Source organism: Erythrobacter westpacificensis (genome assembly GCF_039542285.1).
GTDB classification, from domain to species: Bacteria; Pseudomonadota; Alphaproteobacteria; order Sphingomonadales; family Sphingomonadaceae; genus Alteraurantiacibacter; species Alteraurantiacibacter westpacificensis.
In genome coordinates, this window is sequence record NZ_BAABHV010000010.1 from 107,800 (window position 1) to 133,317 (window position 25,518).

Below are 25,518 nucleotides of genomic sequence, written 5' to 3' on the forward strand. Positions count from 1 at the left end.
GGCGGGCGTTCGCCCCTGCGGTCGGCTGATCGCCGACCGTTTTCCGCGCAATCCTGAAGGCTGGCGCAAGTCTCGGTCGCCATCAGCGACCGACAGCGCGCGAATTGCGCGCCGCCCGGTAGGGCGGAAGCCAAGTGAGCGGACGCGAACGCCGGCGCTTGAGGCCCAAGCAAAAAGAGTCCAACAGGGCTGCGCATATGTCCGACCATCCCCACCCCCTCTCCGAAGACCGGCTTGACCGCTTCGCCCGCCACATCGTGTTGCCGGAGATCGGCGGCGCGGGGCAGGCGGCGCTCTCGCGCGCCCATGTCGTGCTGGTGGGCCTGGGCGGGATCGGCGCGCCCGCGCTGCAATACCTGGCAGGGGCCGGTATCGGGCAACTGACCCTGATCGACGACGACAAGGTTTCCGCCAGTAACCTCCAGCGCCAGACGATCTACACCACCCGCGATATCGGCCACGGCAAGGCAGTCTCGGCACGGCGTTGGCTCGCCAATTTCGACGAGAAGCTTTCCGTCACGATCCACGACCGGCGCATAACGCCGGACAATGTCGGCGCGCTGGTGGAAGGCGCTGACCTGGTGCTGGACGGCACCGACAATTTCGCCACCCGCCTCGCCGTGTCCGACGCCAGCGTCACGGCAGGGATTCCCCTGCTCTCCGCTGCCGTGGGCCGGTTCCAGGGGCAGGTCGGCGCCTTTGCCGGGCATCGGGCGGACCAGCCGTGTTACCGCTGCTTCGTCGGCGATGCCTTCGATGCCGAGGATTGCGACACCTGCGCCGAGGACGGCGTGCTGGGCGCGATGGTTGGCTGGGTCGGCACTTTTGCGGCGATGCAGGCAATCCGCCTGCTGGTGAGCGGCAGCGGCGGAATGGGTGATCCCCAATATGGCAGCCTGCACCTGATGGACGGTCTGAAGCCCGGAATGCGGACGCTGGCCATCGCCAAGGACCCGGCGTGCAGCGGTTGCGCAACCGGCTGATCCGCCGGCCCCGATTTGACTCTCCGCCGCGATAGGCGAACATTAACCATACCGAAGGGCGATCAATACAGTGGGTCGTATGGGTCGCTCGCCCTGATGGTCATGCGCGTCATGGTGGCGCGCGTGCTCTCGTACAGGGGAATACCATGAAAAAACTGATGCTTGGCGGCATTGCCGCTGCACTCGCGCTGACGACCGTTTCGGCGCCCGCTTCGGCGCAACTTCGCGAATACGAAGACTACGAATATTCCGATTCGGTAGTGGAATTGACCACGGTGCGAGTCGATCCGGGCCAGATGGACACCTATCTCGAAGGTCTGCGGCAAACCTGGGTGGCCAGCAACGAGGTGGCCAAGCAGATGGGCCACGTCATCGATTACGGCATCTATGCCAACATGGCGCCGGGCAGCGGCGACTTCCACCTGCTGCTGGTGATCGAGTTCCCCGGCGAGAACCTGCAACCCTCGCGCGAGCGCTACGACGCGTTCATGGAAGCCTGGGGCGAGGCAAACATGGAAAGCTCGAACCAGACCGTGCTCAACGTCTACAACGAGATCCGCGAGCTTCAGGGGGTGTACCTGACGCGCGAAATCATGATCAACATGGACTGATGACGGCGCCGCCGGGCCTTCGGGCTCGGCGGTTTCAGTCTCGCAGCACCTCGTCCACCCACGCGGGCACCAGTTCGCTTGCAGCGCCCAGCCGGGTTTCGTCGAAATTGCGGCTGCCGAGGCTTTCCTCCAGGTTCAGTTCCAGCGTGCGCGCGCCGTTCGCGCTGGCCTGCTGCACGAAACCGGCGGCGGGATAGACCGCGCCGCTCGTGCCGATGGAGACGAACAGGTCCGCCGATGCCAGCGCATCGAAAATCCGGTCCATCTCGTAGGGCATCTCTCCGAACCACACGATATCGGGCCGCATGGCTGCTTCGCCGCAGGCCGGGCAGGCAGGGCCATCGCCCAGTGTGCCTTCCCAGCGATGTCGCGCATCGCAGGCGCGGCACCATGCGGAAAGGCCCTCGCCGTGCATGTGCAGCACGCGCCGCGCCCCGCCGCGTTCGTGCAGATCGTCGATGTTCTGGGTGACGATCAGCAGCTGGCCTGCAAACTCGCGGTCCAGCCGGCCCAGCGCCTCGTGCGCGGGGTTGGGAGAGGCTGCGCGGATCTGCGCGCGCCGCTCGTCGTAGAAGCGCTGCACCAGGGCCGGATCGCGGGCAAAGCCCTCGGGCGTTGCCACCTCTTCGACTGGGTGATCCTCCCACAGGCCGTCCTCGGCGCGGAATGTCCTGAGGCCGCTTTCGGCCGAGATTCCTGCGCCTGTCAGGATCACGATGTTGCGGAAGGCTCTCATCCCGCGCATGAAGCACACAAACGACAGGAGTATCAATGGCACGTATCGGGATCATCGGCAGCGAGGGGCGCATGGGACAGGCCATCGCGCAAGTGCTGGCGAGCGGGGAGCACGAGGGGTCGGGCGGGGTCGACAAGGGCCAGAGCCCGGTCGAACTGGCGAAAACGAGCGACGTGCTGGTCGATTTCTCCGCGCCCGTCGCGCTGGCGGAAAACCTTGCCGCCGCGCAGGGTGCGGGCATCCCCATGCTGATCGGCACGACGGGCCTTGGCGAGCGGGAGCACGGCGCGATCGACGCTGCCGCGCAGAACATTCCCGTCCTCCAGACGGGCAACACCTCGCTCGGCGTCACTCTGCTTGCCCACCTCGTCCACGAGGCCGCGGCGCGGCTGGGGCCGGACTGGGATATCGAGGTGCTGGAAATGCACCACCGGATGAAAGTGGATGCCCCCTCTGGCACTGCCCTGCTGCTGGGTGAGGCTGCAGCGGAAGCGCGCGGCATCGAGCTTGCGGAAAACTCCGAGAGCGGGCGCGACGGGCATACCGGCCAACGGGCCGAAGGCGCGATCGGCTTTGCCGCCCTTCGCGGCGGCACCGTGGCGGGCGAGCACTCGGTAATCTTTGCGGGAGAGCAGGAACGCCTCACGCTCAGCCATTCGGCAGAGAACCGCATGATCTTCGCGCGGGGCGCGGTGAAAGGCGCGGCCTGGCTGATCGGCAAGCCGCCGGGTCGCTATTCGATGAAGGACGTTCTCGGGCTGGACTAGCAGCCCCGGTCGGGAGGGGAAGACATGACGGCAGGCACGGCAGCGCGCGAGACAAGGGCGTGGATCGATACGCTCAGCGCCGAGGAACTGGCGCTGGCGCGCGACTACACCACCGGCAACCACTGGCTGATCCTGGTCGGCCTGCTGGTATCGGCAATCGCAACGTGGTTCATCGTGCGAAGCGGCGTGCTGGACAAGCTCGCCGCCAAGCTGGGCAAGCGCGGCTTTGCCCTGCGCACATTCCTGCTCGCGGTGGTGTTCATCGTCATCGATACGCTGATCGTGCTGCCCTATTCCATCTACAGCGGCTGGTGGCGCGAGACGCAGTACGGCCGCACCAGCCAGCCGCTGGGCGATTACCTTGCCCAAAGCGGGATTTCGCTGGTGCTGACCGCGCTGCTGGGCGGACTGTTCCTGCTGGGCGTCTACTGGCTGATCCGCAGGACCGGGCGCTGGTGGTGGGCCTGGGGCGGCGCGCTGGTAGCCACGGGCGTTGCTTTCATGCTGCTGCTGAGCCCGGTGCTGATCGAGCCGCTGTTCAACCGTTATGAACCGATTCCCGAAGGCGAGGTGCGCGATGCCGTGCTGGAACTGGCAGCCGAGGCCGGCGTGCCGGAGGATCGCGTGTTCATGTTCGACGGATCGCGCCAGTCGAACAATTTCACCGCCAATGTCTTTGGCGTGGGCAGCAATGCCCGCATCGCCATATCGGACGTGGCGATGGACGAGGCATCGCTGGACGAGGTGAAAGCCGTGACCGGGCACGAGATCGGCCACTACGTGCTGGGTCACGTCTGGCGCACGATCATCGTCCTCAGCCTGCTGGCGGTGGCGGTGTTCTGGCTGACCGCGCGGCTTTATCCGTGGTTTGCACGAAAGTTCGGCACCGATGCGGACCTGTCGGACCCGCGCGGCCTGCCGGTGCTCACTTTCGTGCTGAGCGTGCTGTTCATCCTCGCCCAGCCCATCACCAACACCATGACGCGGGTGGGAGAGCGCGAGGCCGATGCCTATTCGCTGACCCATGTCGGCCTGCCCGATGCCCTGTCCGGCGCGCTCATCAAGACCGCCGAATACCGCTATCCGTTGGCGGGGCCGGTGGAGGAAGCGCTGCTCTACACCCATCCCACGGTGGAAAACCGCATCCGCGCGGCGATGGAATGGAAGGCCGCCAACAGGTGATCGACTGCCCCGCCTCCGCGCGGTGGGGGCGACAGGCGGTCAAATCCGTGGCAGGATAGCCCTCACCTTGCATGGACGAATGGAAGGGGGACCATGGGGGACTTGCGCAAGAAGCTGCACGACGAACTGTTCGTCGGTGCCCTTCCTGACGGGCGACTGACCTTTACGAACAAGTTTCTGGTGCTGGTGATCCTGCTGGCCGTGGGAGCCGGCGCGCTGGCGACGGAGCCCGGCCTTTCCCGACGCTGGCATGAGGCGCTGGTGTTGGCCGAACTGGCGTTCGGAGTGATCTTCCTGATCGAATATGTCGCGCGCATCTTTGCCGCGGCGGAGGAGCCCGGCGAAGGCGGACCCTGGGCGAAACGGTGGCGCTTCATCCGCTCGCCTCTCGGCTTGATCGACCTCGCCGTGGTGATTTCCACACTCATGCCCGTCGTCACCGCCGATGCCACCATGCTGCGCACGGTGCGCCTGCTGCGCGTTTTCGCGGTGATGAAGTTCGGGCGCTTCAGCAAGGCGTTGAAGGAAGTGTGGGCGGCGGTGTCCGACAGGGCGGACGACCTGATCGTGACGATGGCACTGGCGGGCGTGCTGCTCTTGTTCGGGGCGACCGCGCTCTACCTGACGGAAGGCGATCTCCAGCCCGAGGAATTCGGCTCCATTCCGCGCGCGCTGTGGTGGTCGGTCATCACGCTCACCACCGTGGGCTATGGCGATGCCGCGCCCATCACCGCCGCGGGCAAGGTCTTCGCCTCGATGGTCGCGCTGTCGGGCATCGCGCTGGTGGCCATGCCGACCGGTATCATCGCCGCGGCCTTCTCCGAGGCCATGCAGCGTCGCCGCGACCAGCGGATCGACGAGATGAAGAAGCACCTGGAACGGCTGGACGAAGTGGACGAAGCGGTGGAAGCGAAGCTCGCCGCGCTTGAACGCACGCGCAATCCGGGGCCATGACCGGTCCCGCATGACCAAGGACCAGATCTTCGAGTTCTTCCGCCGCCTGGCGGAGGACAATCCCGAGCCGGAAACAGAGCTGGAATACGGCAACGCCTACCAGCTCGTCGTCGCCGTGGCGCTATCCGCGCAGGCGACCGACGTGGGCGTCAACAAGGCGACGCGCGCGCTGTTCGCCAAGGTGGAAACGCCCGAACAGATGCTGGAACTGGGCCTCGATGGATTGATCGAGCACATCAAGACCATCGGCCTGTTCAATTCCAAGGCGAAGAACGTGATCGCGCTGTCGCAATTGCTGGGGGACGAATACGGCAGCCAGGTGCCGGACACGCGCGAAGACCTCGTCCGCCTGCCGGGCGTGGGGCGCAAGACGGCGAACGTGGTGCTCAACTGCTGGTTCAGGCAGGAAACCTTCGCGGTGGACACCCATATCCTGCGCGTGGGCAATCGCACCGGCCTCGCCAAGGGCAAGACGCCCGAACAGGTCGAGGCCAAGCTGGAAAAGCGCGTGCCGCAGCCTTTCCGCCTTCACGCCCACCACTGGCTGATCCTGCACGGCCGCTACGTGTGCAAGGCGCGCACGCCGGAATGCTGGCGCTGCAAGGTCGTGGACCTGTGCAGCTATCGGAAAAAGGTGCTGGAGAAGCCCAAGGGGCGATAGGCGCGCAAATTTGATCTGGCGCATGGTCGCCGCCCCTCCCCCGCGCCATGAAAGCATCGGGGAGGATTACCATGGCAACAACTACGGCAAGCGCGGCGCCGATCGTCGCTGACAAGCTGACCGCAGCAGACTTGCGCGCGGCACTGGGCGCGGGCTTTCGCGATTTCCTGGCCTGTCCGCTCTACGGCCTGTTCTTCGGCGCGATCTATGTCGTGACGGGACTGGCCGTCGCCTACGCCCTGTTCTGGCGCGGTGAAGCGGGCTGGCTGGTTCCGGTGACGGCGGGCTTCCCGCTGATCGCGCCATTTGCGGCCATCGGCCTTTACGAGGTCAGCCGCCGCCGCGAACTGGGCGAGCCGATCGGCTGGGGCGCAGTCCTGGGCGCGCTGCGCGGGCGCGGGGACGAGCAATTGCTGATGATGGGCGGTTTCGTGTTCGTCGCTTTCAGCTTCTGGGTCATCATCGCCCACGCCATCTTCTCCATCTTCATGGCCGAGAGCGGCATCGGCGGGGAATCGCTGGCGATATTCCAGACACAGGCGGGCCTGTGGATGCTGGTGGTGGGAACGGCGGTCGGCGCGCTGCTGGCCTGGGGCTTCTACTGCATCACCGTGATCAGCCTGCCGATGCTGGTGGACCGCGACGTGGATTTCATCACCGCCATCGTCGCCAGCGTGAAGGCGGTGCGCGCCAACACCGGCGTGATGCTGGCCTGGGCCGTCATCATCGCCGTCACGCTGTCTGCCGCAATGATCCCGCTGTTCATCGGGCTGCTGATCGTGCTGCCGGTGCTGGGCCATGCGACCTGGCACCTGTACCGGCGCGCGGTGAACTGATCAGACGTCGTCCGCGCTGATCATTTCCTCGCGGTCGATGTCATCGGTCAGGCTGGCCACGGTGGTTGCCACCGCGGCATCGCCAGATACGTTGGTGGTGGTGCGCATCATGTCCATGATCCGGTCCACGCCCGCCACGAATGCGATCGTCTCCAGCGGCACGCCGACCGCGCCGAACACCAGCGCCATCATGATGAGGCCCGCGCCCGGAATGCCCGCCGCGCCCACGGCGCCCAGCGTGCCGAGGATGGAGATCATGAAGTAGTCGCCCCACGAAAGGTCCACCCCGAAGATCTGCGCGCCGAACAGCGTGGCGAGGCCAAGATACATGGCCGTGCCGTTCATGTTGATCGTCGCGCCCAGCGAAATGACGAAGCTGGCCACCGAGTTGCTGATGCCCAGGTTCCTCTCCGCACAGCGCAGGGTGACGGGCAGCGTGGCGTTGGAACTGGCGGTGGAATAGCTCACCGCGATGGCATCCACGATACCGCGGAAGAAATCGCGCACCGGCAGGCGGGCGATGAACTTGATCATGCCCGAATATATGAGGAGGATGATGAGCAGGCAGCCGAGGTAGTTGAGGAACACCAGCTTGCCGAGCGCTGCCAGAGCCTCCAGCCCCAGCGTGCCCGCCACCCACGCCATCAGCGCGAAGACGCCGAAGGGGGTGAGTTCCATCACCACCATCGTCACCTTCTGCATGACGATGGAGCCGCTATCGAAGATCTTGAGGACGGGTTCGCCCTGCTCCTTCGCCATCAGGATGCCGATGCCCAGCAGCAGCGAGAAGATGATCAGCGGCAGCACGTTGACATCCGCCATCACCTGCACGGGGCTTTGCGGCACCATGCCCAGCAGCATCTCGCGCCAGGTCGTCTCGTTGGGTTCGGGCACCGCGCCCATCTCGATGGAGGAGGTGTCCACCCCCGCCCCCGGCGCGATCACGGTGCCCAGGAACAGGCCCAGCCACACGGCCATCTGCCCCGTCACCACGAACAGCAGCAGTGCGCGCCAGCCGATCCGGCCCAGCTTGCGAATGTCGCCGATGGAGGCAACGCCTGCCACAAGGCTGAAGAAAATCAGCGGCACCACCAGCATCTTGATGAAGGCGACGAAGATATCGCCGATAATCTTGATGCTTTCCGCACCCGGCCCCCACATGCGCCCGGCGATGATGCCAAGGATCAGGGCAGCGATAACCCGCTGCCACAGCGGAACGGCGAGCCAGCGTTTCATGTAGGCGAATTCTCCTTGGTCGCCGGGATCGGGGCCGAAAGCGCGGCCATTGCGACGCGGCGGTAGATTGCCGTGAGGGTGGCAAGGTCGTCAACCGCCACGGCCTCGTCGGTCTTGTGCATGGTGGCGTTGACCAGCCCGAATTCGATCACCGGGCACAGGTCCTTGAGGAATCGCGCGTCGGACGTGCCGCCGGTGGTTGAAGGCTCGGGATCGATGCCCGTCTCGGCTTTCACCGCATCGGCGATTATCTGCGAGAACGCGCCGGGCGGGGTCAGGAACGGCTCGCCGCTGATGACGGGCCGCGCCTTGCCGCCATGTTTTTCCGCAATCTCGATCACCTTTTCGGATAGTGAGGTGCCCGAATGCTGGTCGTTGAAGCGGATGGAAATGCGCGCCGTCGCCTTGCCGGGGATGACGTTGTGCGCGCGGTTGGGAACGTCGAACTCGGTAATCTCGAGATTGCTGGGCTGGAACCAGTCGGTACCCGCGTCCAGCTCCAGCGCATCCAACTCTGCCAGGATAGCGACCATCTTCGGCATCGGGTTGTCGGCCAGGTGCGGGTAGGCAACGTGGCCCTGCGTGCCTTCCACCTCAAGCCAGATGTTCACCGAACCGCGCCGGCCGATCTTCATCATGTCGCCCAGCCGGTTCACGCTGGTGGGCTCTCCCACGAGGCACAGGTCTGGAATGTCGCCGCGTGTCCGCATCCGTTCGATCAGGGCGCGCGTGCCGTGCAGCGCCGGGCCTTCCTCGTCCCCGGTGATGATGAAGCTGAGCGTGCCCGCATCTGCGGGGATTTCGGCGACGGCGGCCACCATGCAGGCAATCGCGCCCTTCATGTCCACCGCGCCGCGCCCGTAGAGCAGGTCGCCGCCCGGTTCGCTGCGGACTTCCGGGCCGAACGGCGCGCTGGACCAGCCTTCCCCCGGTGGCACCACATCTAAGTGGCCCGCAAACGCAAAGTGCGGCGATCCCGCAGGGCCACGGCGAATGGCGAACAGGTTCTCGACCGGCTCCTCGTCGCTGCCCTCCGGCCCTTCGCCGCGGGTAAAGCGGTCCACCTCGAAGCCGAGGCCAGCGAGCATTTCCTCAAGCATGTCGAACACCGGACCGCGCGCCGGTGTCACGCTTTCGCAGGCGATCAGGTGGCGGGCGTTGGCGAGGGGGTCGTTACTCACGACTGGCTGCCCACCTCGAACTGGGAAATCGTCCATTCCTCGGCCATCGCGGCTTCCACCCATTGCTGCATCCAGTCATGCTCCCACAGGGCCTGCATGTAGGCCTGGGCGAAGCCGGGCACGCCGATGCCATAGGTGATGAAGCGGCTGGCGATGGGCGCGTAGAATATGTCCGCCGCGCTGAACGTGCCGAACAGGAACGGCCCGCCCTTGCCGAAGCGGGCGCGCGCCTCTGCCCACAGGCCGAGGATGCGCACGATGTTGGCCTTGCAGTCGTCGGTCAGGTCAACCGCCACGCGGGCGCGGATATTCATCGGGCAATTGCGCCTGAGCGGCAGATAGGATGAATGCATTTCCGCCACCATCGCCCGCGCCATGCCGCGCGCGGCATCGTCCTTCGGCCAGAACCTGTCTCGGCCCACCTTGTCTGCCAGGTATTCCAGGATGGCGAGGCTGTCCCACACCACCACGTCGCCGTCCCACAGCACCGGAACCTTGCCGGCCGAGGGCTGGAATTCGCCGCCCTGCGCCTTCATCGCCTGCCAGTCGTCACCATCGATATGGACCGTCAGCTCCTCGAACGAGAGGCCGCTCTGTTTTGCCGCCAGCCAGCCGCGCAGCGACCAGCTGGAATAGTTCTTGTTACCGATGATCAGCTTCATAGGCGTTTCGTTTCCCTGTCTGGTGCGGGGCCTAACGGTTCAGTCTGAAGCTGTCGAGCATGAACGCCGCGCTAGCCCCGGCAAGATCGGGGCTGGCGCAAAATTCCAAATCACAGGCTTTGTCTTGCCGGTTTGTTAACCATCCTCTGGCAGGAGGTTGAGTGCCGCAAACTGGATCGGCGCGACGAAAGGGCAGGAGTGGTCGAGAAGACCTCGAAAACCGGGCATAAGGCCAAGTGGCTCGAGCGGGTCCGCCACGTCGCGTGGGCGGGCCTGATCGCGCTGGTGCTGCACCTGCTTACCGTGCTGCAACCGATCGACCAGGTCCTGTGGGTCACGCAATCCCGATTGACCCAGGAGCCGGCTTCGGGCGACATCGTTTTTATCGGGTCGGATGCCAATCTTGCAGCAAGGAACACGCCCGAACACAGAGTGGCTCTTGCCGATATGATTGACCGCCTCGACGCTGCCGGGGCGCAAGCAGTGTTCGTTGACTTCGTGTTCGATGAGATGGGCACAGCGCAGGCAGATGCGAGGCTTAACGCGGCATTATCGAACTTCTCAGGTCAGACGTTCTTGGTCCGCGATCTCGAAACGGACCTCAACGGACAGGATGTCCTGCGCGCAAATCGGCCCGAAGTTGCCGATGGAATTGACGAGGTCGCCTCACAGGAATGGGTCAGCTTCCTCGGCTACACGTGGGACATGCGCTACGCGATCACGGCAGGCGGCAGCACCCTGCCCAATTTTGCCACGCGACTGGCAGGCAGGAACTCCGCAAACGATTCGAACTTTCCGGTAAGTTACAATTTCGACCTCGCAACCATTCCGACCTTCCGCTTCAGCGAATTGGAACGGGACGATGGACCGTTCCCGGATTTCACGGGTAAGACCGTAGTCATAGGACGCAGCGCAGCCTCGGAAACGCAGGGGCGAAACATACCCGGCCACAGGGCCGTCCCGCCCTCCATGGTCGCTATCTATGGAGCCGAGACACTCAAGTCCGGATATACCCGGTATATCGGCGGCCTGCTGGTGCTGATAACGGCTATAGCCGCCCTTCTCGTGGCAAGTGCCATCGCCAAGCCAAGGGTGCGCCGGACCGTGTACGGTGCCCTTGTTGGCTCCATTCCATTGACGCTGGCAATATGCGCTGCCTTCGCCGTGCGCATCAGTCTGGCAGACACGATCGCGGTCCTGACAATTTTCGGCCTCTACCGGGCCCGTGCATCGATGCGTCGCAAGATGTTGATGGTCGATGCAGCCACCAACCTTCCCACTTTCACGGCGCTGGAGGCGGACAAGGATGTGGCCGAAGCCGTGCCCGCGATCATCGTCGCGAAAATCCATCGCTTCGAAGAAGTCCGCCGCACCCTGCCTTCCGAACTGCACGCCTCGTACCTTCTGGCCATCACGGCACGCCTGAAGGCGGCGACACAGGACGCGACGATTTACCTTGGCCAGGGCCACATGATCGCCTGGACCATGCAGGAAAAGGACCCGGCGCTGCTTCGCGAGCACCTCGAGGGGCTTCGGGCGCTGTTCGCCTCGCCGCTGGTGGTGGGGGACGAACAGGTGGACGTGGGCATCACCTTCGGCATCGACATCACGCCAAGCCCCAGTGTTCCACGACGTCTCGCTTCCGCGGTCGCTGTCGCAGAGAAAACCAACGAGACGTTCGAGCCGATCTGCATTGCGGACTCCGCGTCGCAGGAAGACCTTATCTGGAACATCTCGCTACAGGCGCGGATCGATGCCGCGCTCAGCAACGGCGAGATCTACCTGGCTTTCCAGCCCAAAATCATGGTGCAGACGGGTGAGATCGTCGGAGCCGAAGCGCTGGTGCGCTGGAAGGACCCGGTAAAGGGCCATATCCCCCCAGACTACTTCATCCGCCAGTGCGAGACGGCAGGCCGGATGAGCCAGCTCACCCGGTTCGTGCTGGAAGAAGCCTGCAAGGCCGGCAACGCCTTCGAGAAAGAGGGTCTGCAATTGCCGATCGCCGTCAACATTTCGGCCACCCTGCTGCACGAGCGTTCGATTGTCTCGATGGTATCCGACGTGCTGGACCGGCACGCCTACGACCCCCGTCGCCTGACGCTGGAAATTACCGAGACCTTCCGCATCTCCAACCTCGACCTCGCGGCGGAGATTCTCGGTGAACTGAAAGCACTGGGCGCGAAGATCTCGATGGACGATTTCGGCGTCGGTGCTGCCAGCCTCGAAGCATTGCTGAAACTGCCCTTCTCCGAACTCAAGATCGACCGGATGTTCATTGCGCCGATGACCACCGACGCAAAGGCGCTGGGGATTGTGAAGAACATCCTCCAGATGGGCCGCGACCTGCGAATCATCGTTGTTGCAGAAGGTGTTGAGGACGCCGGAACGTTAACACTCTTGCGTGATTCGGGATGCATCGTGGCCCAGGGATTTGCCATTTCTCGACCCGTTCGTTTCGAGAAAATCCTGCAATATCATAAGGCTAGGGAAATCGGGGCGTTAAAAAATATAGTTTAAACTTTACAAACATTGTTGGTTAATGCACGAATCGCCTGAAGCAACAGGAGATTTGTGATGGGTCGTAGTATTTGGGACTGGCTCTTCGGCGGCAAAAACGGCTAAGCTGAAACCAGCATTCAAAATAAAAAAGGCGCCTACACGGCGCCTTTTTTTGTGTCTGCGATGCGAGGCACAGTCGAGGTCGTCAGGCGCGGATGTCGCTCAGGATGGCGGCACGCAGCTCTTCCAGGCCCATGCCCTTTTCCGAACTCGTCACGTGGATCTGCGGATAGGCCGCAGGGTGCTTGCGCGCTTCGGCCTCTACCTTGGCCCGCACCGCTTCCAGTTCGCTCGACTTGATCTTGTCAGCCTTGGTCAGGACGATGCGGTAGCCGACGGCGGCCTCGTCCAGCATGGTCATCATGTCGCGGTCGGTATCCTTCAGGCCGTGCCGCGAATCCACCAGCACAAGCGTACGCTTCAGCGGCACGCGCCCGCGCAGGAAAGTGCGAACCAGCTTGCGCCAGTTCTCGACCACCTTCAGCGGGGCCTTGGCAAAGCCGTAGCCGGGCATGTCGACGAAGCGGAACTGCGTGGGATCACCCACTTCGAAGAAGTTCAGTTCCTGCGTGCGCCCCGGCGTTACAGAGGTTCGCGCAATCGCCTTGCGCCCCGTCAGCGCATTGATCAGCGAGCTCTTGCCGACGTTGGAGCGTCCGGCGAAAGCGACCTCGGGGTAGTCGGGGTCGGGCAGGTGCTTCAGCTGCGGCGCGGAGAGCAGGAACTCCACGCGGCCGGAAAACAGCCTGCTCGCCTCTTTGGCCAGCTCTTCCTGTTCGGGCGTCACCCTTCTTCCGCCTTCTTGCGTTCGTGCTCGCGCTCTTTCGCTTCACGCTCCTTCGCCATCTGCGCCTTCAGCTCCGGATTACGCGAGTAGAGGTACCACTGCTGCGCCAGCGTGAGGATGTTGTTGCTGATCCAGTAGAGCAGCAGGCCGGCGGCGAACGGAGCCATCACGAACATCAGGATCCACGGCATCAGCATGAAGATCTGCTGCTGCATCGGGTCCATCGCGGCAGGGTTCAGCTTGAATTGCAGCCACATGGTGAAGCCGAGCAGTACTGCCAGCACGCCGATGGCGAGGAAGCCCGGAGGATCGAACGGCAGCAGGCCGAACAGGTTCAGGATCGTCGCCGGATCGGGCGCGGAAAGGTCGCGCAGCCAACCGAAGAACGGCTCGTGCCGCATCTCGATCGCCAGCAGCAGCACCTTGTACAGTGCGAAGAAGATGGGGATCTGCACGAAGATCGGCAGGCAGCCGGCCAGCGGATTGACCTTTTCTTCCTTGTAGAGCTTGGCCATTTCCTGCTGCAGTTGCTGCTTGTCGTCCTTGTAGCGTTCCTGCAGCGCCTTCATCTTCGGCTGCACGGCGCGCATCTGCGCCATCGAGTGGAACTGCTTCTGCGCGATGGGGAACAGCAGCAGGCGGATGATCAGCGTCAGGCAGATGATCGCCACGCCGAAGTTGCCGACAAGACCGAACAGGAAGATCAGCACCTGCCACATTGGCCAGGCGATGAAACGGAACCACCCCCAGTCGATGGCGAGGCCGAAGCGCTCCACGCCCTGGTCCTCGTACTGGTCAAGCACGGCGCTTTCCTTGGCCCCTGCAAACAGGCGCGTGGTGCGCGACACGGTCTCGCCCGCAGGCACGGTGACGGCGTCGTAGATCAGGTCGGCGCGGAAGGTATCGGCGCCGGTGGAGCGGAACGTGCCTTCCGCCGCGCTGGCATCGTCGGCCACCAGCGCGCTCATCCAGTAGATATCGGTAAAGCCCAGCCACTGTGTGCTGCCGCTCAGGTTGACCGGGCCTTCCTCGGCCACGTCCTCGTAATCCCAGTCGAAATTCACGCTGCCGTTGCCCTCTGCGATCGGGCCGGAATGCACGGTGAAGGTGCTGGGGCTGGCATTGGCGCTGGTGCGGCTGACAAAGGCATAGGGACGCAGCGCGATCGAGCCGTCGCCGGTGTTGGCAACGCTTTGCGTGACATCGAACATGTAATGCTCGTCCACGCGGAAAGTCAGGCGGAACTCCTGGCCCTGGCCGTTGTCCCATGCGAGCGTAACCGGCGTTTCCTGCGTCAGTTCACCGCCTTCGACCACCTGCCACGGGGTCTGCGCATCGGGCACGGTAACGCCCTCGCCCACCCAGCCGAACTGGGCGAACTGCTGGATATCGGTGCCGCCCGGTGCGAACAGGCGAATCGGGCCGCTGTCTTCCTCCACCGTCTGGCGATGGGTCTTGAGCGTGATGTCGTCCACCCGCGCACCGACGGGGTTGATCGACCCGGCAATCTCCGGCGCATCGATGGCCACGCGGCCCGTCGTCGCCAGTTCGGTATCCAGATCGCGGACGACCGGCGCATCGGGCGTGATCTCGCCGTCCACGCGGGCCACCGGCGCATCCTCGCGGCTGGCCATGTTGGCGGGCGCTTCTTCCGGCTCCGGATAATAGGTCCGCATCACGAAATCGAAGCCGAACAGCAGGATCGCGCTCAGCACGACGGCGATGATAAGGTTACGCTGGTTGTCCAAGTGATTTTCCGTCGCGTCTAATCGTTGTGCGGCGCGCCGCGTTCAGGAACAGGATCATGGCCATGTCCCCCCCAGGGTTGGCAGCGCAATATACGCTTGATGGCCAACCATCCACCCCTGATTGCACCATGTTTCTCCAGCGCCTCTATCGCGTACTGGCTGCACGATGGCTGGAAGCGGCAAGTGGGCGGCAGCACGCGGCTGGGGCCAAGCTGCCAGGCGCGCGCAATCAGGATGAATATGCGTTTCATCGGGGCTTCTGCTTGTTGCCACGACGCGGACGGCGGGCCGGATCGCCCTTCCCTTCGCGTGCGGCTTCAAGGGCATAGCCGAGTTCCCTGCCCATCTGCGCGAAATCACGCTCGATTCCGCCCTCGCGGCCGATCAGCACGTGATCGTGATCGGGCAGGCCGTGTTCGGGCAAGGCGGCGCGCAGCAATTCGCGGAAACGCCGCTTCATCCGGTTGCGCACCACGGCATTGCCGATCTTCTTGGTGACGGTGATGCCGTAGCGAACACCGTGTCCGTCGTTCGGGCGCGTCAACAGCACGAAGCCGGGCCGCGCATTGCGCAGCCCCCGATTCGCCGCGAGAAAATCCGCGCGCCTGGTGAGGACGGAAATCGTCATGGTGTGTTAGATAGGGATAACACCCGCCCCCGGGAAGATGGCAGGCACGAAAACGGGCTCCGAAAGGAGCCCGCAAGGCCAAATGGCCGCCCGCAGCGGGCTGACCCCGGATCAGGTCCGGGGTGCGCGCCTAGCGAGGACGCTCGCCCGGAGGGGCGAGCGGAAAGCGAATCAAGCAGACAGCTTCTTGCGACCGCGACGACGGCGGTTGCGCAGCACCTTGCGGCCACCGGGGGTAGCCTTGCGGGCGAAGAAACCGTGGCGACGGGCACGCACGAGGTTGCTCGGCTGGAAAGTGCGCTTCATGGTACAAACCTTCAAAAGTCAGAACAAAAAGGGCCGCCAATCGAGAGGCGGCCTCACATGGAGCGCGCGCTTACTGAAGGACCGGCACCGAGTCAAGGTTCGCAAGCGGGACATGAGCCTTGCCCGTTACCGCCCACCGGCAGCCTCATAGCCTGCTCCGCTGAAATTTCACCAGAGGAAGATATTGCCAACGGGTTCGCAGCCTGCGCCTCTCGACATGGCGGCCAAGCGCGCTATCACGCTCTGAAATTGGGGGTTTTCACGTGGTCGCTTTAGTTCAGACGGTTGCCTACCTTGGCCTCGACGCGCGCAAGGTGGAGGTGCAGTGCCAGCTCGCCGCAGGGATGCCGCGCTTCACCGTGGTCGGCCTGCCGGACAAGGCCGTGGCCGAAAGCCGGGAGCGGGTGCAGTCCGCGCTGGCCGCCATGGGCCTGTCGCTGCCGCCCAAGCGGATCACCATCAACCTCTCGCCCGCAGACCTGCCGAAGGAAGGCAGCCATTACGACCTGCCGATCGCGCTCGCGTTGCTGGGTGCGATGGGCGTGGTGGATGCCGAGGAATTGAGCGAGTGGCTGGCCGTGGGCGAGCTGGCTCTCGATGGCCGCGTTGTCGCCTCGCCCGGCGTGCTGCTGGCCGCGCTGCACGCCAGCGAGAGCGATCTCGGCCTGATCTGTCCGGCGACGCAGGGACCGGAAGCGCGCTGGGCCAGCGGCGTGCGCGTGTGCGCCGCGCCCAACCTGGTGGACCTGCTGGCGCATCTTTCGGGCAAGACGCAGTTGCCACAGCCGCAGCCTGGCGAAGTGGATGACGATCACCACGGGCCGGACCTGAAACAGGTGAAAGGCCAGGAAACCGCGAAGCGCGCGCTGGAGATCGCCGCGGCAGGCGGTCACAATCTCCTGATGAATGGCCCACCCGGTGCGGGCAAGAGCCTGCTCGCAAGCTGCCTGCCGGGCATCCTGCCGCCGCTTTCTCCGTCGGAGGCGCTGGAAGTCAGCATGGTGCAATCGGTGGCGGGCCTGCTTGAGGGCGGGCGCATCAGCCGCACCCGCCCGTTCCGCGCGCCGCACCATTCGGCCAGCATGGCGGCGCTGACGGGCGGCGGCCTGCGCGTTAGGCCCGGCGAAGTGAGCCTCGCACACCTGGGTGTGCTGTTCCTCGACGAGCTGCCCGAATTCCACGGCATTAGGTAGCAAGCGCAGAAAGCTTGTTCCGAGTGCCGCTTCTCAAAGGAGAAGCAAAATGGAATTCTTAGAAATCGTTGGAGACGGCCTGACTCCACTTTCTTTCGAGAGTGGGGCAGGAGGTATCTTATGGACAGGTTCAGCAAAGTCGACAAAGCCGTGGATCGCTTCGGGTATTGGATCGGGGCGTACACGATCATGACCGGCGTGTTCTCATGGATCGCCAAGCAGATGGATGCCTACGCTCTAGGCTGGCCAGAAGCTTTCTTTATCGGCCTTTTTTCTGCTGGGTTTGTCGTCCTCATAGTCAGTGCGGGACTAATTGGCTGGCGGTTTTTCAATCCTCTTTCGCCGCCGATAGGAAACTCTAGCGAACCAGTGGCTGAACGCAGACTTTCCGAAGATTCGATGGCGGGAATGATAGACGCACGCTTTGAGGAATTCCTGGCAACCAAACTGCGCGCCGAGTTCATCACTCACACGCAAGCCCATGCGCAAGACGAGAAACTTTCCGACATTGCGGGTAAAGCGAAGGTTGCTCGCGAAATTGCCGAAGCGGGCCATGCCGATATGGTCAAACGGCTTGATCGGGTGTCAGAGTCAGTACGCCTGCTTAATCACGATTTTGAAACATGGTCGTATCAGCACACCGAAGGAAACCGGCAAAAGTTCGAAAATATTGATGAGGCTTTCGCGGCGCTACACAACCGGGAATGGCATGAGAGACTATTTGGCGACCTCGAAGCAGCGTTCGAAGACATCGCCGCTCCAATAGATAAGGGCAATGGGCTGGACGATGGAGATTCATGGCTGAGATCCATCCAGCAGTGGAAGGGCAAACTGGATCAGTGGCTCATTATCGCTGAATATTATGCCAACGGCACCGCCGATAAGGTGCAGCAGTTACCGGACCATCTCTATGACGGTGAATGGGCCTTTGACGAGGCGACCATAACGCCAAACCAAGTTCACCGTTTCAAAGAAGTCGCGATTTGGTGGCACAATGCGAAGGAAGAAAAGAAGAGAGTGGACAAGCAACTTGCCCTTCGTATTTTTCATTCGCCTTCGATGAAGGGGGATGGCGCCGCGCCACCTAGGTTAGGCGAAGATCAGTAGCATCAATTGCCGATAGACATTGAAGCAAGAATGCAGCCGAAAAGCCTCCCCGGCTGATCTTGTTATTCAGGTTTCGGTCGTTCTCATTGACCCCGATTTCTGACAGCTTTTCCGCCAGCTGAGCATAGGTGATACCGCGCCGCTTCAATTCCCCTTTGAGCAGATTCTTCGCGCGAGTCTCGTATTCAACGGTCACAGGGTCACTCTTGGCCATGGGGCACTCCAAATATCATCACTTCCGATGATATAGGCCATTGACAATGACGGTGTAAACCAGCATATCCGGTGTAGTTTATCACTGGATATGATGATGAAAACCAAAGGACAGCACTTTCTACTCTCTGCGAAGGCTCGCACGATCTCGCTCAAGAAGGTTTATACCATGGGCGAGGGCGAGGCGTATTCGCTGTTCCGTTCGCTGCGTTGGCCGGAAACGGAAGGGGAGCCTGTATGCCCGCGTTGTGGCTGCTGCGATGCCTATGACATTCCGTCGCGCCGCAAGTTCCAGTGCAAGGCGTGTAAGCACCAATACAGCGTCACCAGCGGCACCATCTTTGCCGCGCGCAAGTTGACCTTCACGGATTTGCTGGCGGCTATCGTGCTGTTCGTGAACGGCGCGAAGGGTGTTTCTGCGCTCCAAGTGAGCCGCGACCTCGATGTGCAATACAAGACTGCCTACGTCCTCTGCCACAAGCTACGCGAAGCCATGGCAACGGATCAGGCTGGCATTCGCCTTGAGGGTATCGTGGAAATCGACGGTGCCTATTTCGGCGGACACATTCGCCCCGAAAACCGGAAACAGGATCGCCGTGACCGCCGCCTTGCCAAGCACCAGACCGGCAAGCGCCAGTGCGTCGTGGTGATGCGGGAGCGCAATGGCCGGTCACTTCCGTTCGTGGTGCGCCACGAAGGCGATGCCGTGCCTATCGTGCGCGATCGCGTCGATACATTGGCAATCGTCCATGCCGACGAAGCTTCCAGTTGGGACGATCTACATGCCGGTTGGCAGACATGGCGCATCAACCATTCACTTGCCTATTCCGATGAAGGCGCCTGCACCAATCAGGCCGAAAGCTATTTCAGCCGCCTTCGTCGGATGGAAGTTGGCACTCACCACCATATCGCGGGTCCCTACCTCCATGCCTACGCTGGCGAAGCGAGTTGGCGGGAGGACAACCGCCGAATCTCCAATGGCGGGCAAGCCATGATGGTGACAGGTGCGGCGCTCGCTACTCGCCAGAGCCGCCAGTGGGCGGGCTATTGGCAGCGCGCCGACTGACGCTCGATCACACTGACGATGTCCGGCATGTTGTGAATGGCGCGCATCGCCTCGGACTGCTGGCGAATAAGTTCACGCAGCGGCGTCGGCTGTTGGCGATTTATCACCTTCGTCTCCGTTACGATCTTCTTCATTTGCTGCCTTCCTTGGCTTTTCCGGTTGGACCGGCTCGGTCAAAAACACTACTGTCTTGTCGGGGTCGGGCATCGCTTGCGCGCCATTCATCCGGCGGCCCATTGCCCCCAACGCCTCAACCAATGCAAGCTCATTTTCATTCGGTTCTGATACATCCTTAAAAAGGCTGCGCGCCTCTTCGCGATCAATCACAAAACCGTGTGATGGATAACTGGTATATAACTGGTTAAGCGCAGTCGGACTCGCAAGGTTCCCTGAGTGCTGGTTTAGCCTAGTTCCGTAGGCGTCTGCGATGACAAGAGCGCGCGCAGCCTCCCCGACATGCATAGGATCAATTTGGCCAGCGATGGGTGCGTAGAGGCCCACTACGGTCTTTGAGGCCAGGTCAGTTGCCGTTTGAACAGACAGAATTCCGCCCGTGTTAGATTCAATCTCAATGAACATCCGTTCGACCGCTTGGAACGCGCGGGATTCTAGAGCTTCCAAGGCGGTGGAGACGGTTAAGCCAGACTGACTTCCAAAAAACTCGTCCTTCTTTGCCATCTGAATGTCCAGCGGGCCCAGCTCACCATGGTCAGAAATAAGCAATTCGTGAGCACCAATGGCGATCAAAGTCCCAGCGCTCTTGCACGCGCCTGAAACATACAAGGTGAATTTCTCATAATGGCGCTGCAAACAGCGCGCTATACGATAGGCGGCATCTGGATCACCGCCTCCCGTCACGAGGATAGGAACGACGTTCTTACGCCTACCCGTCTGTCCCCGCGATATACATTCGCGGATGAGGGTCTCGTCACAGGGACGAAAAATCCCTCCGTTGTAAAGGATGATGTCGGCGTCCCTCTCGGCTGACACCTTTTCAACAATTTCGCGGATCGGGTTTTTCTTTGTCGCCATAGGCACTGTATGGCACTGCTAAAGCAACTGAGCAACTAGCCTCTGACCGACCAAACCAACAACCCACCCTTGCCCTGCTCGCTAGTGACAAGCTGCCTTTCCCGGCAGTTCCGCAGGGCGGCGCCAATACGCTTGTGCATCGCCTTCACCAGCACCTTATCAGCGGTATTCAGTTCCCGCTCGCCCATGAGCCGTATCGTGATGGCCTTCGCGTCCATTGGCCCCTCAGAGCGCAGCATAGCGAGAATGGAGCGCGTTACCTGACCCTTGAAGGCGTGATGCCGTGGAGGGAGGGGTTTCGGCTTAATCTCGTCCAGTTCAATGTCAGGGTCAAACAGCCGCAGGGTGCAGTCCACATGGTCTAGGTCGATCATTGCTTGGCGTAACTGGTCCTGTAGGGCGTCTATCTGCCCTGCTAATTCCCCGCGCTTACCCTTGAGGGCGCTCAATACGTGTTTCTCTGCCATGGCTGGCAGGATAGTCCGCAAGGCGCTATTTCGGCACCCGCGATTGTTCTGCTTTTGCTACCTAATGCCGGAATTCCAGCGCGCCGTGCTCGATTCGCTGCGCCAGCCGCTGGAGACCGGCAAGGTGGACGTGGCACGCGCCAATGCCCACGTCGCCTATCCGGCGCGGGTGCAGCTTGTTGCGGCAATGAACCCGTGCCGCTGCGGACATCTGGGCGATCCCGCGCTGGCGTGTTCGCGCGCGCCGAAGTGCGCGGTTGACTACCAGAGCAAGGTCTCCGGCCCCATGCTCGACCGGATCGACCTGCACGTGGAAGTCGATCCCGTTAGCGCAGCCGATCTTGCCCTGCCCCCGCCAGCCGAAGGCAGCGCCGAGGTCGCCGCCCGCGTGGCGGCAGCGCGCGCGGTGCAGGTGGAGCGCGGCGTGCGGTCCAATGCCGAACTGGAGGGCGAAGCGCTGGAGAACTACGCCCGCCCCGACGAGGCGGGCAGAACGCTGCTGATGCAGGCGGCGGAGAAGATGCGACTGTCCGCCCGCGCCTATACCCGGATGCTGCGCGTGGCGCGAACCATCGCGGACCTTGCAGGGGCACGCGAAGTCGGGCGCATCCACGTGGCCGAGGCGCTCAGCTATCGCAGGCAGGCACCCCGAGCATAGTGGGGCGCGCATAAAACGAGGCTTGCCCCAGCCGCTGTGAACGGCAAAGGCGCGGCGCATGATCGCTGTCCTTATCCTCGCCCTGGCCCTCGCCATGGATGCCTTCGCCGTCGCACTGGTGCGCGGTGCATCGGGGCCGCATTCGGGCTGGCGGGCGCTGGAGACGGGGGTCGCCTTCGGCGTCGCGCAGGGCGTGATGCCACTGATCGGCTGGGCGCTGGGCGCGCTGTTCGTCGGCTGGCTCGAAGCCGTCGATCACTGGGTGGCATTCGTCCTGCTCTCGTTCCTCGGCTACCGCATGATGCGCGAAGGCCTTGATGCGGACGACGGAGCGGAAGATGGGGCGAATATCTCGGGCAAGTCGCATTTCACAGCGCTGCTGATTGCCGCCATCGCCACGTCCATCGATGCCGCTGCGGCCGGTCTCACGCTGGAACTGTTCAGCCCGCCGGTCCTGCTGTCGTGCCTGATGATCGGCCTTGTCACGCTGGCCTTGTGCGCCCCTGCCTACTGGTTTGCCGCCCGCATCGGTCCGGCGCTGGGCAAGAAGGCGGAAATTGTCGGCGGCGCGGTGCTCATCGGTCTCGGCGTGAAGATCCTCGCGGACCACACCGGCTGGTTTTGACCGAAACATTCCCCGCGCCCGCTCATTCATCCAGCATGAGTGAGTTTGGCGGTCCCGACACCCTTACCTGGACACAGGTCTTCGTTCGCCTGGCAGCGGCCGCGTTGCTGCCGTTCCTGATCGGGCTGGAACGCTTTCTGCGCAAGAAGCCGATCGACTTCCGGCCTTTCGTCATCATCGCGGTGGGCGCAGCAGGGCTGGTCATGGCCTCGATCGAGCTACTGCACTCCACCGCCGATCCGCAGTCGCGCATCGACCCGACGCGCGTGGTGGAAGGGGTGATCACCGGCATCGGTTTCCTGGGTGCAGGTGCCATGTTCCGGCAGGGGAATTTCGTGCAGGGCGCGGGCTCGGCCGCCTCGATCTGGACGGCTGGCGCGATCGGCCTTGCCTGCGGCATGGGCGAGGTCTGGCTGGGCGCGATCATGGCCGCGCTCGTGCTGCTGCTGCTGATCGCGAGTGGTCCGTTCACGGCCAAGTGGGACTCGACTTCGCTGGATGAACATGCCGGGGAAAGCGATTGACGGGCCTCCCCTCGCGGCGCACCTTGTGATCCCGTAAGGCGGTGCGACAGGGGGCGCCGCTCGCACAGGGAGGGGCCGATGGACCTGTTCGACGCTGCAATCCTGCTCCACGCCGGGGCCGTGGTCTACGTGATCGCATTCCTTTTCCGGGACGAGGCGCTGATTCGGGCCTTCTCCGTCCTCGGCACGCTGCTCTACATGGGATACTACTTCTGGTACCCGCCCGAGCCGCTGTGGGACCCGATCATCACCAGCACGATCTTCCTCGCCGCCAACGTGGTGGTGATCTTCATGATCCTGCTGGAGCGCACGACCTTCCAGATGAGCGAGGACGAGAAGCGCCTGTTCGCAGGTTTCGACACGCTGACACCGGGCGAATTTCGCAGGCTGCTGAAACTGGCCGAGTGGCACGATTCCGAGGGAGGCGAAGTTCTGACCGAAGCCGGCAAGCAGCCGGAGCGGCTCTACTACGTTCTCGACGGAGACGTGCTGATCGAGAAGGACGGCACGACCTTCCCGGTCAGCGACGGGCGCTTCATCGGAGAGATCGGCTACGTCCTGGGCGAAGCGGCGACGGGCACGGTGCGCGCGCCGGAGGGGACGCGATACGTCTCGTGGAAGGTTGGCGACCTCACGCGCCTCTCGCACAGGAAGCCCGCTATCGGTATCGCCTTGTCTGCGCTGCTGGGCGAGGACCTGGCCCGCAAGCTGGCCTCCAGCGTGCACGCCAGCGCCGTGGCGACCACCTGACCGTCAATCGCACTGCGCCGCGAACCAGTCCGCATAGGGCGTGTTCTTCGCGAGATATCGGTTGAAGTCGGGCGCGCCGTCGTCCCACCACACGGGGCCGCGCTCGCCCAATGCTTCCTTGGCCGCCTGCACCCTGCCCCGCGCCTTGCGCAAGGCCGCCTCGTCCCCCTTCGCATCGCGCACGGTGCGGCGCGCGTCCATCAGTTCGTCGACCAGTGCCTGCCGCTTCTCGTCGGGCAATGCCCGATTGCTGGCGCGCCACAATCGCCCGCGCACCACGATATACCGGCCATCGGGCGTCTTGAGGGGCGGTCCGCTCAGCAGGAACCGTCGGGTTCGTCAGGAAAGCCGCTCTTTACGTAGGCACCGTCGTGCCGGTCCACCGGCTGCCCGATCTTGTCCGGCGTCTGCCAGCCGAGTTCGTGCCAGCTCAACTCGCGGCCGTCCTGCGCGCGGATCGTGATCGGCTGCACCGGCTGCCCGTCGCGGCAGTCCACCAGTACGAGGTTGGGCGTAACATCCTCGACATATCGCTCTCCCCACTGGCGCAGCGCCAACATGGCGGGCAGCAGTCCGAGGCCCTTCTCCGTCAGGCGATATTCGATCTTGCGCCGGTCTGCCTCGCACGGGGTTCGCGCAAGGACACCGTTCTCCACCAGCTTGGCCAGCCTGTTCGACAGGATGTTGCGGGCGATGCCCAGCTCCTGCGAGAACTCCTCGAAATGGTAGAGGCCATTGAAAGCCGCCCGAAGGATGAGGAACGACCAGCGTTCCCCCATCACTTCAAGAGCATGCGGCAGGCCGCATCCCATTTCTGCCAGCGGTTCTCTGATACCCATTAAGAATCCTGTCGTCCCTCGCATGTCCTACAGCGAAACGCGGGAATGCCAAAAATATTTGCGAGAAGGGTTGCGTTATGAAACCTAGGTATCTAGGTGGCGATTTGCAACTGGTTGTTCGTTGAAACCCATAATCTCTCGCAAGGAAGCCTGCCATGACCCGTCTCGTTCCCTCCGCGCTGTTCGCAGCTGTCGCCGTGTCCGCCACGCTCGCTCCCGCAGCGATCGAGGCACGTACCGCCACCCCGTTCTACACGGTCGAGCTGGCCCAGCCCGCCAGCGATGACGAGGCGATTGCAGGCGGCGTATTGTTCCGCTGCGAAGGCACCACCTGCACGGCGCCGCGCAGCCGCGACCGCGACCTGCGCGTATGCAGCGAACTGCGCCGCGAAGTGGGCACCATTGCCAGCTTCAACGCCGGGGGTTCGATGCTTTCCCAGCAGCAGTTGTCGCGCTGCAACGGCTGACGGTTTCTCCGCCTGCTCTCTCCATCAGGGCGGATACTCAGCAAGGCCTCGGCAGGCGACTGCCGGGGCCTTTTTCTATCGCGGCGGCAAGAGGTTCAGCGCCGATAGCTCGGCTTCCAGCGCGTCCGCGCCTGTGAACACGTGGCCGTGCCATCCGCGCGCCTTTGCGGCGGCGATGTTCTCGGGCTTGTCGTCGATGAAGAACAGGTCGGATGTGGGCAGGCCGAAGCGGTTCTCGGCAATTTCGTAGATCGCCGGATCGGGCTTCGCGACATTCTCATGACCCGAGACGACGATATCGCGAAACCCCTCGAACACGGGCTGGTTCGCGATGAACTCGGGCCAGAAATCGGCGCCGAAGTTCGAAAGCCCGAACAGCGGCACGCCTGCCGCCTTCAGCCGCGCGATGATCTCCAGCGTGCCGGAAACGTGCTCGGGATAAGTCTCGGCAAAGCGCGTGGCATAGGCCTCGATCAGCGCCGCGTGCTCGGGAAAGCTGGCGATGCGCTCGGGCACCATTTCGGACAGCGGACGGCCTTCGTCCTGCTGGTGATGCCACTGCTCTGTCACAACATTGGCGAGGAACCAGTCCAGCTCCGCCCGATCGTCGATAAGCTTCGCGAAGAGGTAGCGCAGGTCCCAGCGAATGATGACGCGCCCGATGTCGAACACGACGGCAGTGGGCTTGTTTGCGTCAGACATGCAAAAAGCCCCCGTGGTGGCGGGGGCTTTGCAAAAGA

30 protein-coding genes and 2 pseudogenes are annotated in these 25,518 nt (G+C 63.2%); 16 read left to right on the plus strand and 16 right to left on the minus strand.

Annotated features, from left to right (window positions below):
• The first annotated feature begins 197 nt into the window (after positions 1 to 197).
• The gene (locus ABFX23_RS08495; RefSeq protein ID WP_346032668.1) at positions 198 to 983 is read left to right on the plus strand and encodes a HesA/MoeB/ThiF family protein; all 786 of its coding nucleotides are present in this window, start codon (positions 198 to 200) and stop codon (positions 981 to 983) included.
• A 146-nt stretch (positions 984 to 1,129) separates the two neighbouring features.
• Positions 1,130 to 1,594, plus strand: a complete 465-nt coding sequence (locus ABFX23_RS08500; protein WP_346032669.1) for a hypothetical protein — start codon at positions 1,130 to 1,132, stop codon at positions 1,592 to 1,594.
• Positions 1,595 to 1,628: 34 nt separating this feature from the next.
• Here ABFX23_RS08500 and ABFX23_RS08505 read toward each other — a convergent pair whose 3' ends face one another.
• Positions 1,629 to 2,330 carry an NAD-dependent deacylase gene (locus tag ABFX23_RS08505; RefSeq protein WP_346032670.1) on the minus strand — a complete coding sequence of 234 codons (702 nt, stop codon included), beginning with the start codon at positions 2,328 to 2,330 and terminating at the stop codon, positions 1,629 to 1,631.
• A 35-nt stretch (positions 2,331 to 2,365) separates the two neighbouring features.
• On the opposite strand from ABFX23_RS08505, the gene dapB reads away from it, so the two are divergent.
• From dapB to ABFX23_RS08530, 5 genes are all read left to right on the plus strand, one after another.
• The gene (dapB, locus tag ABFX23_RS08510) at positions 2,366 to 3,097 is read left to right on the plus strand and encodes a 4-hydroxy-tetrahydrodipicolinate reductase (RefSeq protein ID WP_346032671.1); all 732 of its coding nucleotides are present in this window, start codon (positions 2,366 to 2,368) and stop codon (positions 3,095 to 3,097) included.
• Between the two features lie 24 nt (positions 3,098 to 3,121).
• A complete protein-coding gene (locus ABFX23_RS08515; protein ID WP_346032672.1) occupies positions 3,122 to 4,279 on the plus strand; it encodes a M48 family metallopeptidase in 1,158 nt (385 codons plus the stop codon).
• A 93-nt stretch (positions 4,280 to 4,372) separates the two neighbouring features.
• Entirely contained in the window at positions 4,373 to 5,233 is an 861-nt protein-coding gene (locus tag ABFX23_RS08520) for an ion transporter (RefSeq protein WP_346032673.1), read from the plus strand.
• A gap of 10 nt (positions 5,234 to 5,243) precedes the next feature.
• Complete coding sequence (gene nth / locus ABFX23_RS08525; protein WP_346032674.1) at positions 5,244 to 5,894, plus strand: endonuclease III; 651 nt, start codon at positions 5,244 to 5,246, stop codon at positions 5,892 to 5,894.
• 71 nt (positions 5,895 to 5,965) lie between these two features.
• Positions 5,966 to 6,730 (plus strand): DUF2189 domain-containing protein, encoded by a 765-nt coding sequence (locus ABFX23_RS08530; RefSeq protein ID WP_346032675.1) that lies wholly within the window; start codon positions 5,966 to 5,968, stop codon positions 6,728 to 6,730.
• On the opposite strand, the gene ABFX23_RS08535 is transcribed toward ABFX23_RS08530, so the two are convergent.
• The 3 genes from ABFX23_RS08535 to ABFX23_RS08545 are packed head-to-tail and all read right to left on the minus strand — an operon-like array spanning position 6,731 to position 9,809.
• Positions 6,731 to 7,966: a dicarboxylate/amino acid:cation symporter gene (locus ABFX23_RS08535; protein ID WP_346032676.1), complete on the minus strand. Its 1,236-nt coding sequence runs from the start codon at positions 7,964 to 7,966 to the stop codon at positions 6,731 to 6,733.
• The gene (dapE, locus tag ABFX23_RS08540) at positions 7,963 to 9,147 is read right to left on the minus strand and encodes a succinyl-diaminopimelate desuccinylase (protein ID WP_346032677.1); all 1,185 of its coding nucleotides are present in this window, start codon (positions 9,145 to 9,147) and stop codon (positions 7,963 to 7,965) included. Before dapE ends, ABFX23_RS08535 begins: the two co-directional genes overlap by 4 nt.
• Positions 9,144 to 9,809 (minus strand): glutathione S-transferase family protein, encoded by a 666-nt coding sequence (locus ABFX23_RS08545; RefSeq protein ID WP_346032678.1) that lies wholly within the window; start codon positions 9,807 to 9,809, stop codon positions 9,144 to 9,146. The genes dapE and ABFX23_RS08545 overlap by 4 nt, the downstream gene beginning before the upstream one ends.
• A gap of 198 nt (positions 9,810 to 10,007) precedes the next feature.
• On the opposite strand from ABFX23_RS08545, the gene ABFX23_RS08550 reads away from it, so the two are divergent.
• On the plus strand, positions 10,008 to 12,326 hold the full coding sequence (locus tag ABFX23_RS08550) for an EAL domain-containing protein (protein ID WP_346032679.1): 2,319 nt from the start codon (positions 10,008 to 10,010) through the stop codon (positions 12,324 to 12,326).
• A 187-nt stretch (positions 12,327 to 12,513) separates the two neighbouring features.
• Here ABFX23_RS08550 and yihA read toward each other — a convergent pair whose 3' ends face one another.
• From yihA to rpmH, 5 genes are all read right to left on the minus strand, one after another.
• Positions 12,514 to 13,155: a ribosome biogenesis GTP-binding protein YihA/YsxC gene (yihA, locus tag ABFX23_RS08555; protein ID WP_346032680.1), complete on the minus strand. Its 642-nt coding sequence runs from the start codon at positions 13,153 to 13,155 to the stop codon at positions 12,514 to 12,516.
• On the minus strand, positions 13,152 to 14,903 hold the full coding sequence (gene yidC / locus ABFX23_RS08560; protein WP_346032681.1) for a membrane protein insertase YidC: 1,752 nt from the start codon (positions 14,901 to 14,903) through the stop codon (positions 13,152 to 13,154). Before yidC ends, yihA begins: the two co-directional genes overlap by 4 nt.
• Positions 14,904 to 14,920: 17 nt before the next feature.
• The gene (yidD, locus tag ABFX23_RS08565) at positions 14,921 to 15,154 is read right to left on the minus strand and encodes a membrane protein insertion efficiency factor YidD (RefSeq protein ID WP_346032682.1); all 234 of its coding nucleotides are present in this window, start codon (positions 15,152 to 15,154) and stop codon (positions 14,921 to 14,923) included.
• The gene (gene rnpA / locus ABFX23_RS08570; RefSeq protein WP_346032683.1) at positions 15,151 to 15,531 is read right to left on the minus strand and encodes a ribonuclease P protein component; all 381 of its coding nucleotides are present in this window, start codon (positions 15,529 to 15,531) and stop codon (positions 15,151 to 15,153) included. The genes yidD and rnpA overlap by 4 nt, the downstream gene beginning before the upstream one ends.
• Positions 15,532 to 15,702: 171 nt before the next feature.
• Positions 15,703 to 15,837: a 50S ribosomal protein L34 gene (gene rpmH / locus ABFX23_RS08575; protein WP_120077204.1), complete on the minus strand. Its 135-nt coding sequence runs from the start codon at positions 15,835 to 15,837 to the stop codon at positions 15,703 to 15,705.
• 263 nt (positions 15,838 to 16,100) lie between these two features.
• On the opposite strand from rpmH, the pseudogene ABFX23_RS08580 reads away from it, so the two are divergent.
• Positions 16,101 to 17,015 (plus strand): annotated as a pseudogene (locus tag ABFX23_RS08580) (YifB family Mg chelatase-like AAA ATPase); the annotation flags it as partial.
• A gap of 135 nt (positions 17,016 to 17,150) precedes the next feature.
• Positions 17,151 to 18,137, plus strand: a complete 987-nt coding sequence (locus tag ABFX23_RS08585; protein ID WP_346032684.1) for a hypothetical protein — start codon at positions 17,151 to 17,153, stop codon at positions 18,135 to 18,137.
• Here ABFX23_RS08585 and ABFX23_RS08590 read toward each other — a convergent pair.
• Positions 18,115 to 18,351, minus strand: a complete 237-nt coding sequence (locus ABFX23_RS08590; RefSeq protein WP_346032685.1) for a DUF6471 domain-containing protein — start codon at positions 18,349 to 18,351, stop codon at positions 18,115 to 18,117. The genes ABFX23_RS08585 and ABFX23_RS08590 overlap by 23 nt on opposite strands.
• 90 nt (positions 18,352 to 18,441) lie before the next feature.
• Here ABFX23_RS08590 and ABFX23_RS08595 point away from each other — a divergent pair, with 90 nt between their 5' ends.
• On the plus strand, positions 18,442 to 19,416 hold the full coding sequence (locus tag ABFX23_RS08595) for an IS1595 family transposase (RefSeq protein ID WP_428831652.1): 975 nt from the start codon (positions 18,442 to 18,444) through the stop codon (positions 19,414 to 19,416).
• Here ABFX23_RS08595 and ABFX23_RS08600 read toward each other — a convergent pair.
• From ABFX23_RS08600 to ABFX23_RS08610, 3 genes are read right to left on the minus strand one after another with little or no spacing between them, the layout of a single operon-like run.
• Positions 19,395 to 19,550 (minus strand): hypothetical protein, encoded by a 156-nt coding sequence (locus tag ABFX23_RS08600; RefSeq protein WP_346033049.1) that lies wholly within the window; start codon positions 19,548 to 19,550, stop codon positions 19,395 to 19,397. The genes ABFX23_RS08595 and ABFX23_RS08600 overlap by 22 nt on opposite strands.
• Positions 19,489 to 20,448, minus strand: coding sequence for an SDH family Clp fold serine proteinase (locus ABFX23_RS08605; RefSeq protein ID WP_346032687.1), 960 nt, complete (start codon positions 20,446 to 20,448; stop codon positions 19,489 to 19,491). Before ABFX23_RS08605 ends, ABFX23_RS08600 begins: the two co-directional genes overlap by 62 nt.
• Positions 20,449 to 20,483: 35 nt before the next feature.
• The gene (locus tag ABFX23_RS08610; RefSeq protein ID WP_346032688.1) at positions 20,484 to 20,915 is read right to left on the minus strand and encodes a hypothetical protein; all 432 of its coding nucleotides are present in this window, start codon (positions 20,913 to 20,915) and stop codon (positions 20,484 to 20,486) included.
• A gap of 64 nt (positions 20,916 to 20,979) precedes the next feature.
• On the opposite strand from ABFX23_RS08610, the pseudogene ABFX23_RS08615 reads away from it, so the two are divergent.
• The 4 genes and pseudogenes from ABFX23_RS08615 to ABFX23_RS08630 form a co-directional block, all read left to right on the plus strand.
• A pseudogene (locus tag ABFX23_RS08615) lies at positions 20,980 to 21,573 on the plus strand (ATP-binding protein); the annotation flags it as partial.
• A 58-nt stretch (positions 21,574 to 21,631) separates the two neighbouring features.
• The gene (locus ABFX23_RS08620; RefSeq protein WP_346032689.1) at positions 21,632 to 22,198 is read left to right on the plus strand and encodes a manganese efflux pump MntP; all 567 of its coding nucleotides are present in this window, start codon (positions 21,632 to 21,634) and stop codon (positions 22,196 to 22,198) included.
• A gap of 35 nt (positions 22,199 to 22,233) precedes the next feature.
• Positions 22,234 to 22,722: an MgtC/SapB family protein gene (locus ABFX23_RS08625; RefSeq protein ID WP_346032690.1), complete on the plus strand. Its 489-nt coding sequence runs from the start codon at positions 22,234 to 22,236 to the stop codon at positions 22,720 to 22,722.
• A 78-nt stretch (positions 22,723 to 22,800) separates the two neighbouring features.
• The gene (locus tag ABFX23_RS08630; RefSeq protein ID WP_346032691.1) at positions 22,801 to 23,472 is read left to right on the plus strand and encodes a cyclic nucleotide-binding domain-containing protein; all 672 of its coding nucleotides are present in this window, start codon (positions 22,801 to 22,803) and stop codon (positions 23,470 to 23,472) included.
• Positions 23,473 to 23,475: 3 nt separating this feature from the next.
• Here ABFX23_RS08630 and ABFX23_RS08635 read toward each other — a convergent pair whose 3' ends face one another.
• Positions 23,476 to 23,736, minus strand: coding sequence for a hypothetical protein (locus ABFX23_RS08635; protein WP_346032692.1), 261 nt, complete (start codon positions 23,734 to 23,736; stop codon positions 23,476 to 23,478).
• Positions 23,737 to 23,789: 53 nt separating this feature from the next.
• Entirely contained in the window at positions 23,790 to 24,311 is a 522-nt protein-coding gene (locus ABFX23_RS08640; RefSeq protein WP_346032693.1) for a winged helix-turn-helix transcriptional regulator, read from the minus strand.
• A 155-nt stretch (positions 24,312 to 24,466) separates the two neighbouring features.
• Here ABFX23_RS08640 and ABFX23_RS08645 point away from each other — a divergent pair, with 155 nt between their 5' ends.
• Positions 24,467 to 24,778: a DUF8200 family protein gene (locus tag ABFX23_RS08645; protein ID WP_346032694.1), complete on the plus strand. Its 312-nt coding sequence runs from the start codon at positions 24,467 to 24,469 to the stop codon at positions 24,776 to 24,778.
• 75 nt (positions 24,779 to 24,853) lie between these two features.
• Here the strand turns inward: ABFX23_RS08645 and ABFX23_RS08650 are convergent, their stop codons facing one another.
• Positions 24,854 to 25,480, minus strand: coding sequence for an HAD family hydrolase (locus ABFX23_RS08650; RefSeq protein ID WP_346032695.1), 627 nt, complete (start codon positions 25,478 to 25,480; stop codon positions 24,854 to 24,856).
• Between the last annotated feature and the right edge of the window lie 38 nt (positions 25,481 to 25,518).

Bases quoted from the DNA above. Each gene is read 5' to 3' on its own strand.
- ABFX23_RS08625 (WP_346032690.1), top strand. From the start codon at position 22,234: ATGAGTGAGTTTGGCGGTCCCGACACCCTTACCTGGACACAGGTCTTC.
- rnpA (WP_346032683.1), bottom strand. From the start codon at position 15,531: ATGACGATTTCCGTCCTCACCAGGCGCGCGGATTTTCTCGCGGCGAAT.
- yidD (WP_346032682.1), bottom strand. From the start codon at position 15,154: ATGAAACGCATATTCATCCTGATTGCGCGCGCCTGGCAGCTTGGCCCC.
- ABFX23_RS08535 (WP_346032676.1), bottom strand. From the start codon at position 7,966: ATGAAACGCTGGCTCGCCGTTCCGCTGTGGCAGCGGGTTATCGCTGCC.
- ABFX23_RS08515 (WP_346032672.1), top strand. From the start codon at position 3,122: ATGACGGCAGGCACGGCAGCGCGCGAGACAAGGGCGTGGATCGATACG.
- ABFX23_RS08495 (WP_346032668.1), top strand. From the start codon at position 198: ATGTCCGACCATCCCCACCCCCTCTCCGAAGACCGGCTTGACCGCTTC.
- ABFX23_RS08530 (WP_346032675.1), top strand. From the start codon at position 5,966: ATGGCAACAACTACGGCAAGCGCGGCGCCGATCGTCGCTGACAAGCTG.
- ABFX23_RS08545 (WP_346032678.1), bottom strand. From the start codon at position 9,809: ATGAAGCTGATCATCGGTAACAAGAACTATTCCAGCTGGTCGCTGCGC.
- nth (WP_346032674.1), top strand. From the start codon at position 5,244: ATGACCAAGGACCAGATCTTCGAGTTCTTCCGCCGCCTGGCGGAGGAC.
- ABFX23_RS08595 (WP_428831652.1), top strand. From the start codon at position 18,442: ATGATGATGAAAACCAAAGGACAGCACTTTCTACTCTCTGCGAAGGCT.
- dapB (WP_346032671.1), top strand. From the start codon at position 2,366: ATGGCACGTATCGGGATCATCGGCAGCGAGGGGCGCATGGGACAGGCC.
- ABFX23_RS08520 (WP_346032673.1), top strand. From the start codon at position 4,373: ATGGGGGACTTGCGCAAGAAGCTGCACGACGAACTGTTCGTCGGTGCC.
- ABFX23_RS08640 (WP_346032693.1), bottom strand. From the start codon at position 24,311: ATGGGTATCAGAGAACCGCTGGCAGAAATGGGATGCGGCCTGCCGCAT.
- ABFX23_RS08620 (WP_346032689.1), top strand. From the start codon at position 21,632: ATGATCGCTGTCCTTATCCTCGCCCTGGCCCTCGCCATGGATGCCTTC.
- ABFX23_RS08590 (WP_346032685.1), bottom strand. From the start codon at position 18,351: ATGGCCAAGAGTGACCCTGTGACCGTTGAATACGAGACTCGCGCGAAG.
- ABFX23_RS08645 (WP_346032694.1), top strand. From the start codon at position 24,467: ATGACCCGTCTCGTTCCCTCCGCGCTGTTCGCAGCTGTCGCCGTGTCC.
- ABFX23_RS08650 (WP_346032695.1), bottom strand. From the start codon at position 25,480: ATGTCTGACGCAAACAAGCCCACTGCCGTCGTGTTCGACATCGGGCGC.
- ABFX23_RS08610 (WP_346032688.1), bottom strand. From the start codon at position 20,915: ATGGCAGAGAAACACGTATTGAGCGCCCTCAAGGGTAAGCGCGGGGAA.
- ABFX23_RS08505 (WP_346032670.1), bottom strand. From the start codon at position 2,330: ATGAGAGCCTTCCGCAACATCGTGATCCTGACAGGCGCAGGAATCTCG.
- ABFX23_RS08585 (WP_346032684.1), top strand. From the start codon at position 17,151: ATGGACAGGTTCAGCAAAGTCGACAAAGCCGTGGATCGCTTCGGGTAT.
- ABFX23_RS08630 (WP_346032691.1), top strand. From the start codon at position 22,801: ATGGACCTGTTCGACGCTGCAATCCTGCTCCACGCCGGGGCCGTGGTC.
- ABFX23_RS08605 (WP_346032687.1), bottom strand. From the start codon at position 20,448: ATGGCGACAAAGAAAAACCCGATCCGCGAAATTGTTGAAAAGGTGTCA.
- ABFX23_RS08600 (WP_346033049.1), bottom strand. From the start codon at position 19,550: ATGAAGAAGATCGTAACGGAGACGAAGGTGATAAATCGCCAACAGCCG.
- rpmH (WP_120077204.1), bottom strand. From the start codon at position 15,837: ATGAAGCGCACTTTCCAGCCGAGCAACCTCGTGCGTGCCCGTCGCCAC.
- ABFX23_RS08500 (WP_346032669.1), top strand. From the start codon at position 1,130: ATGAAAAAACTGATGCTTGGCGGCATTGCCGCTGCACTCGCGCTGACG.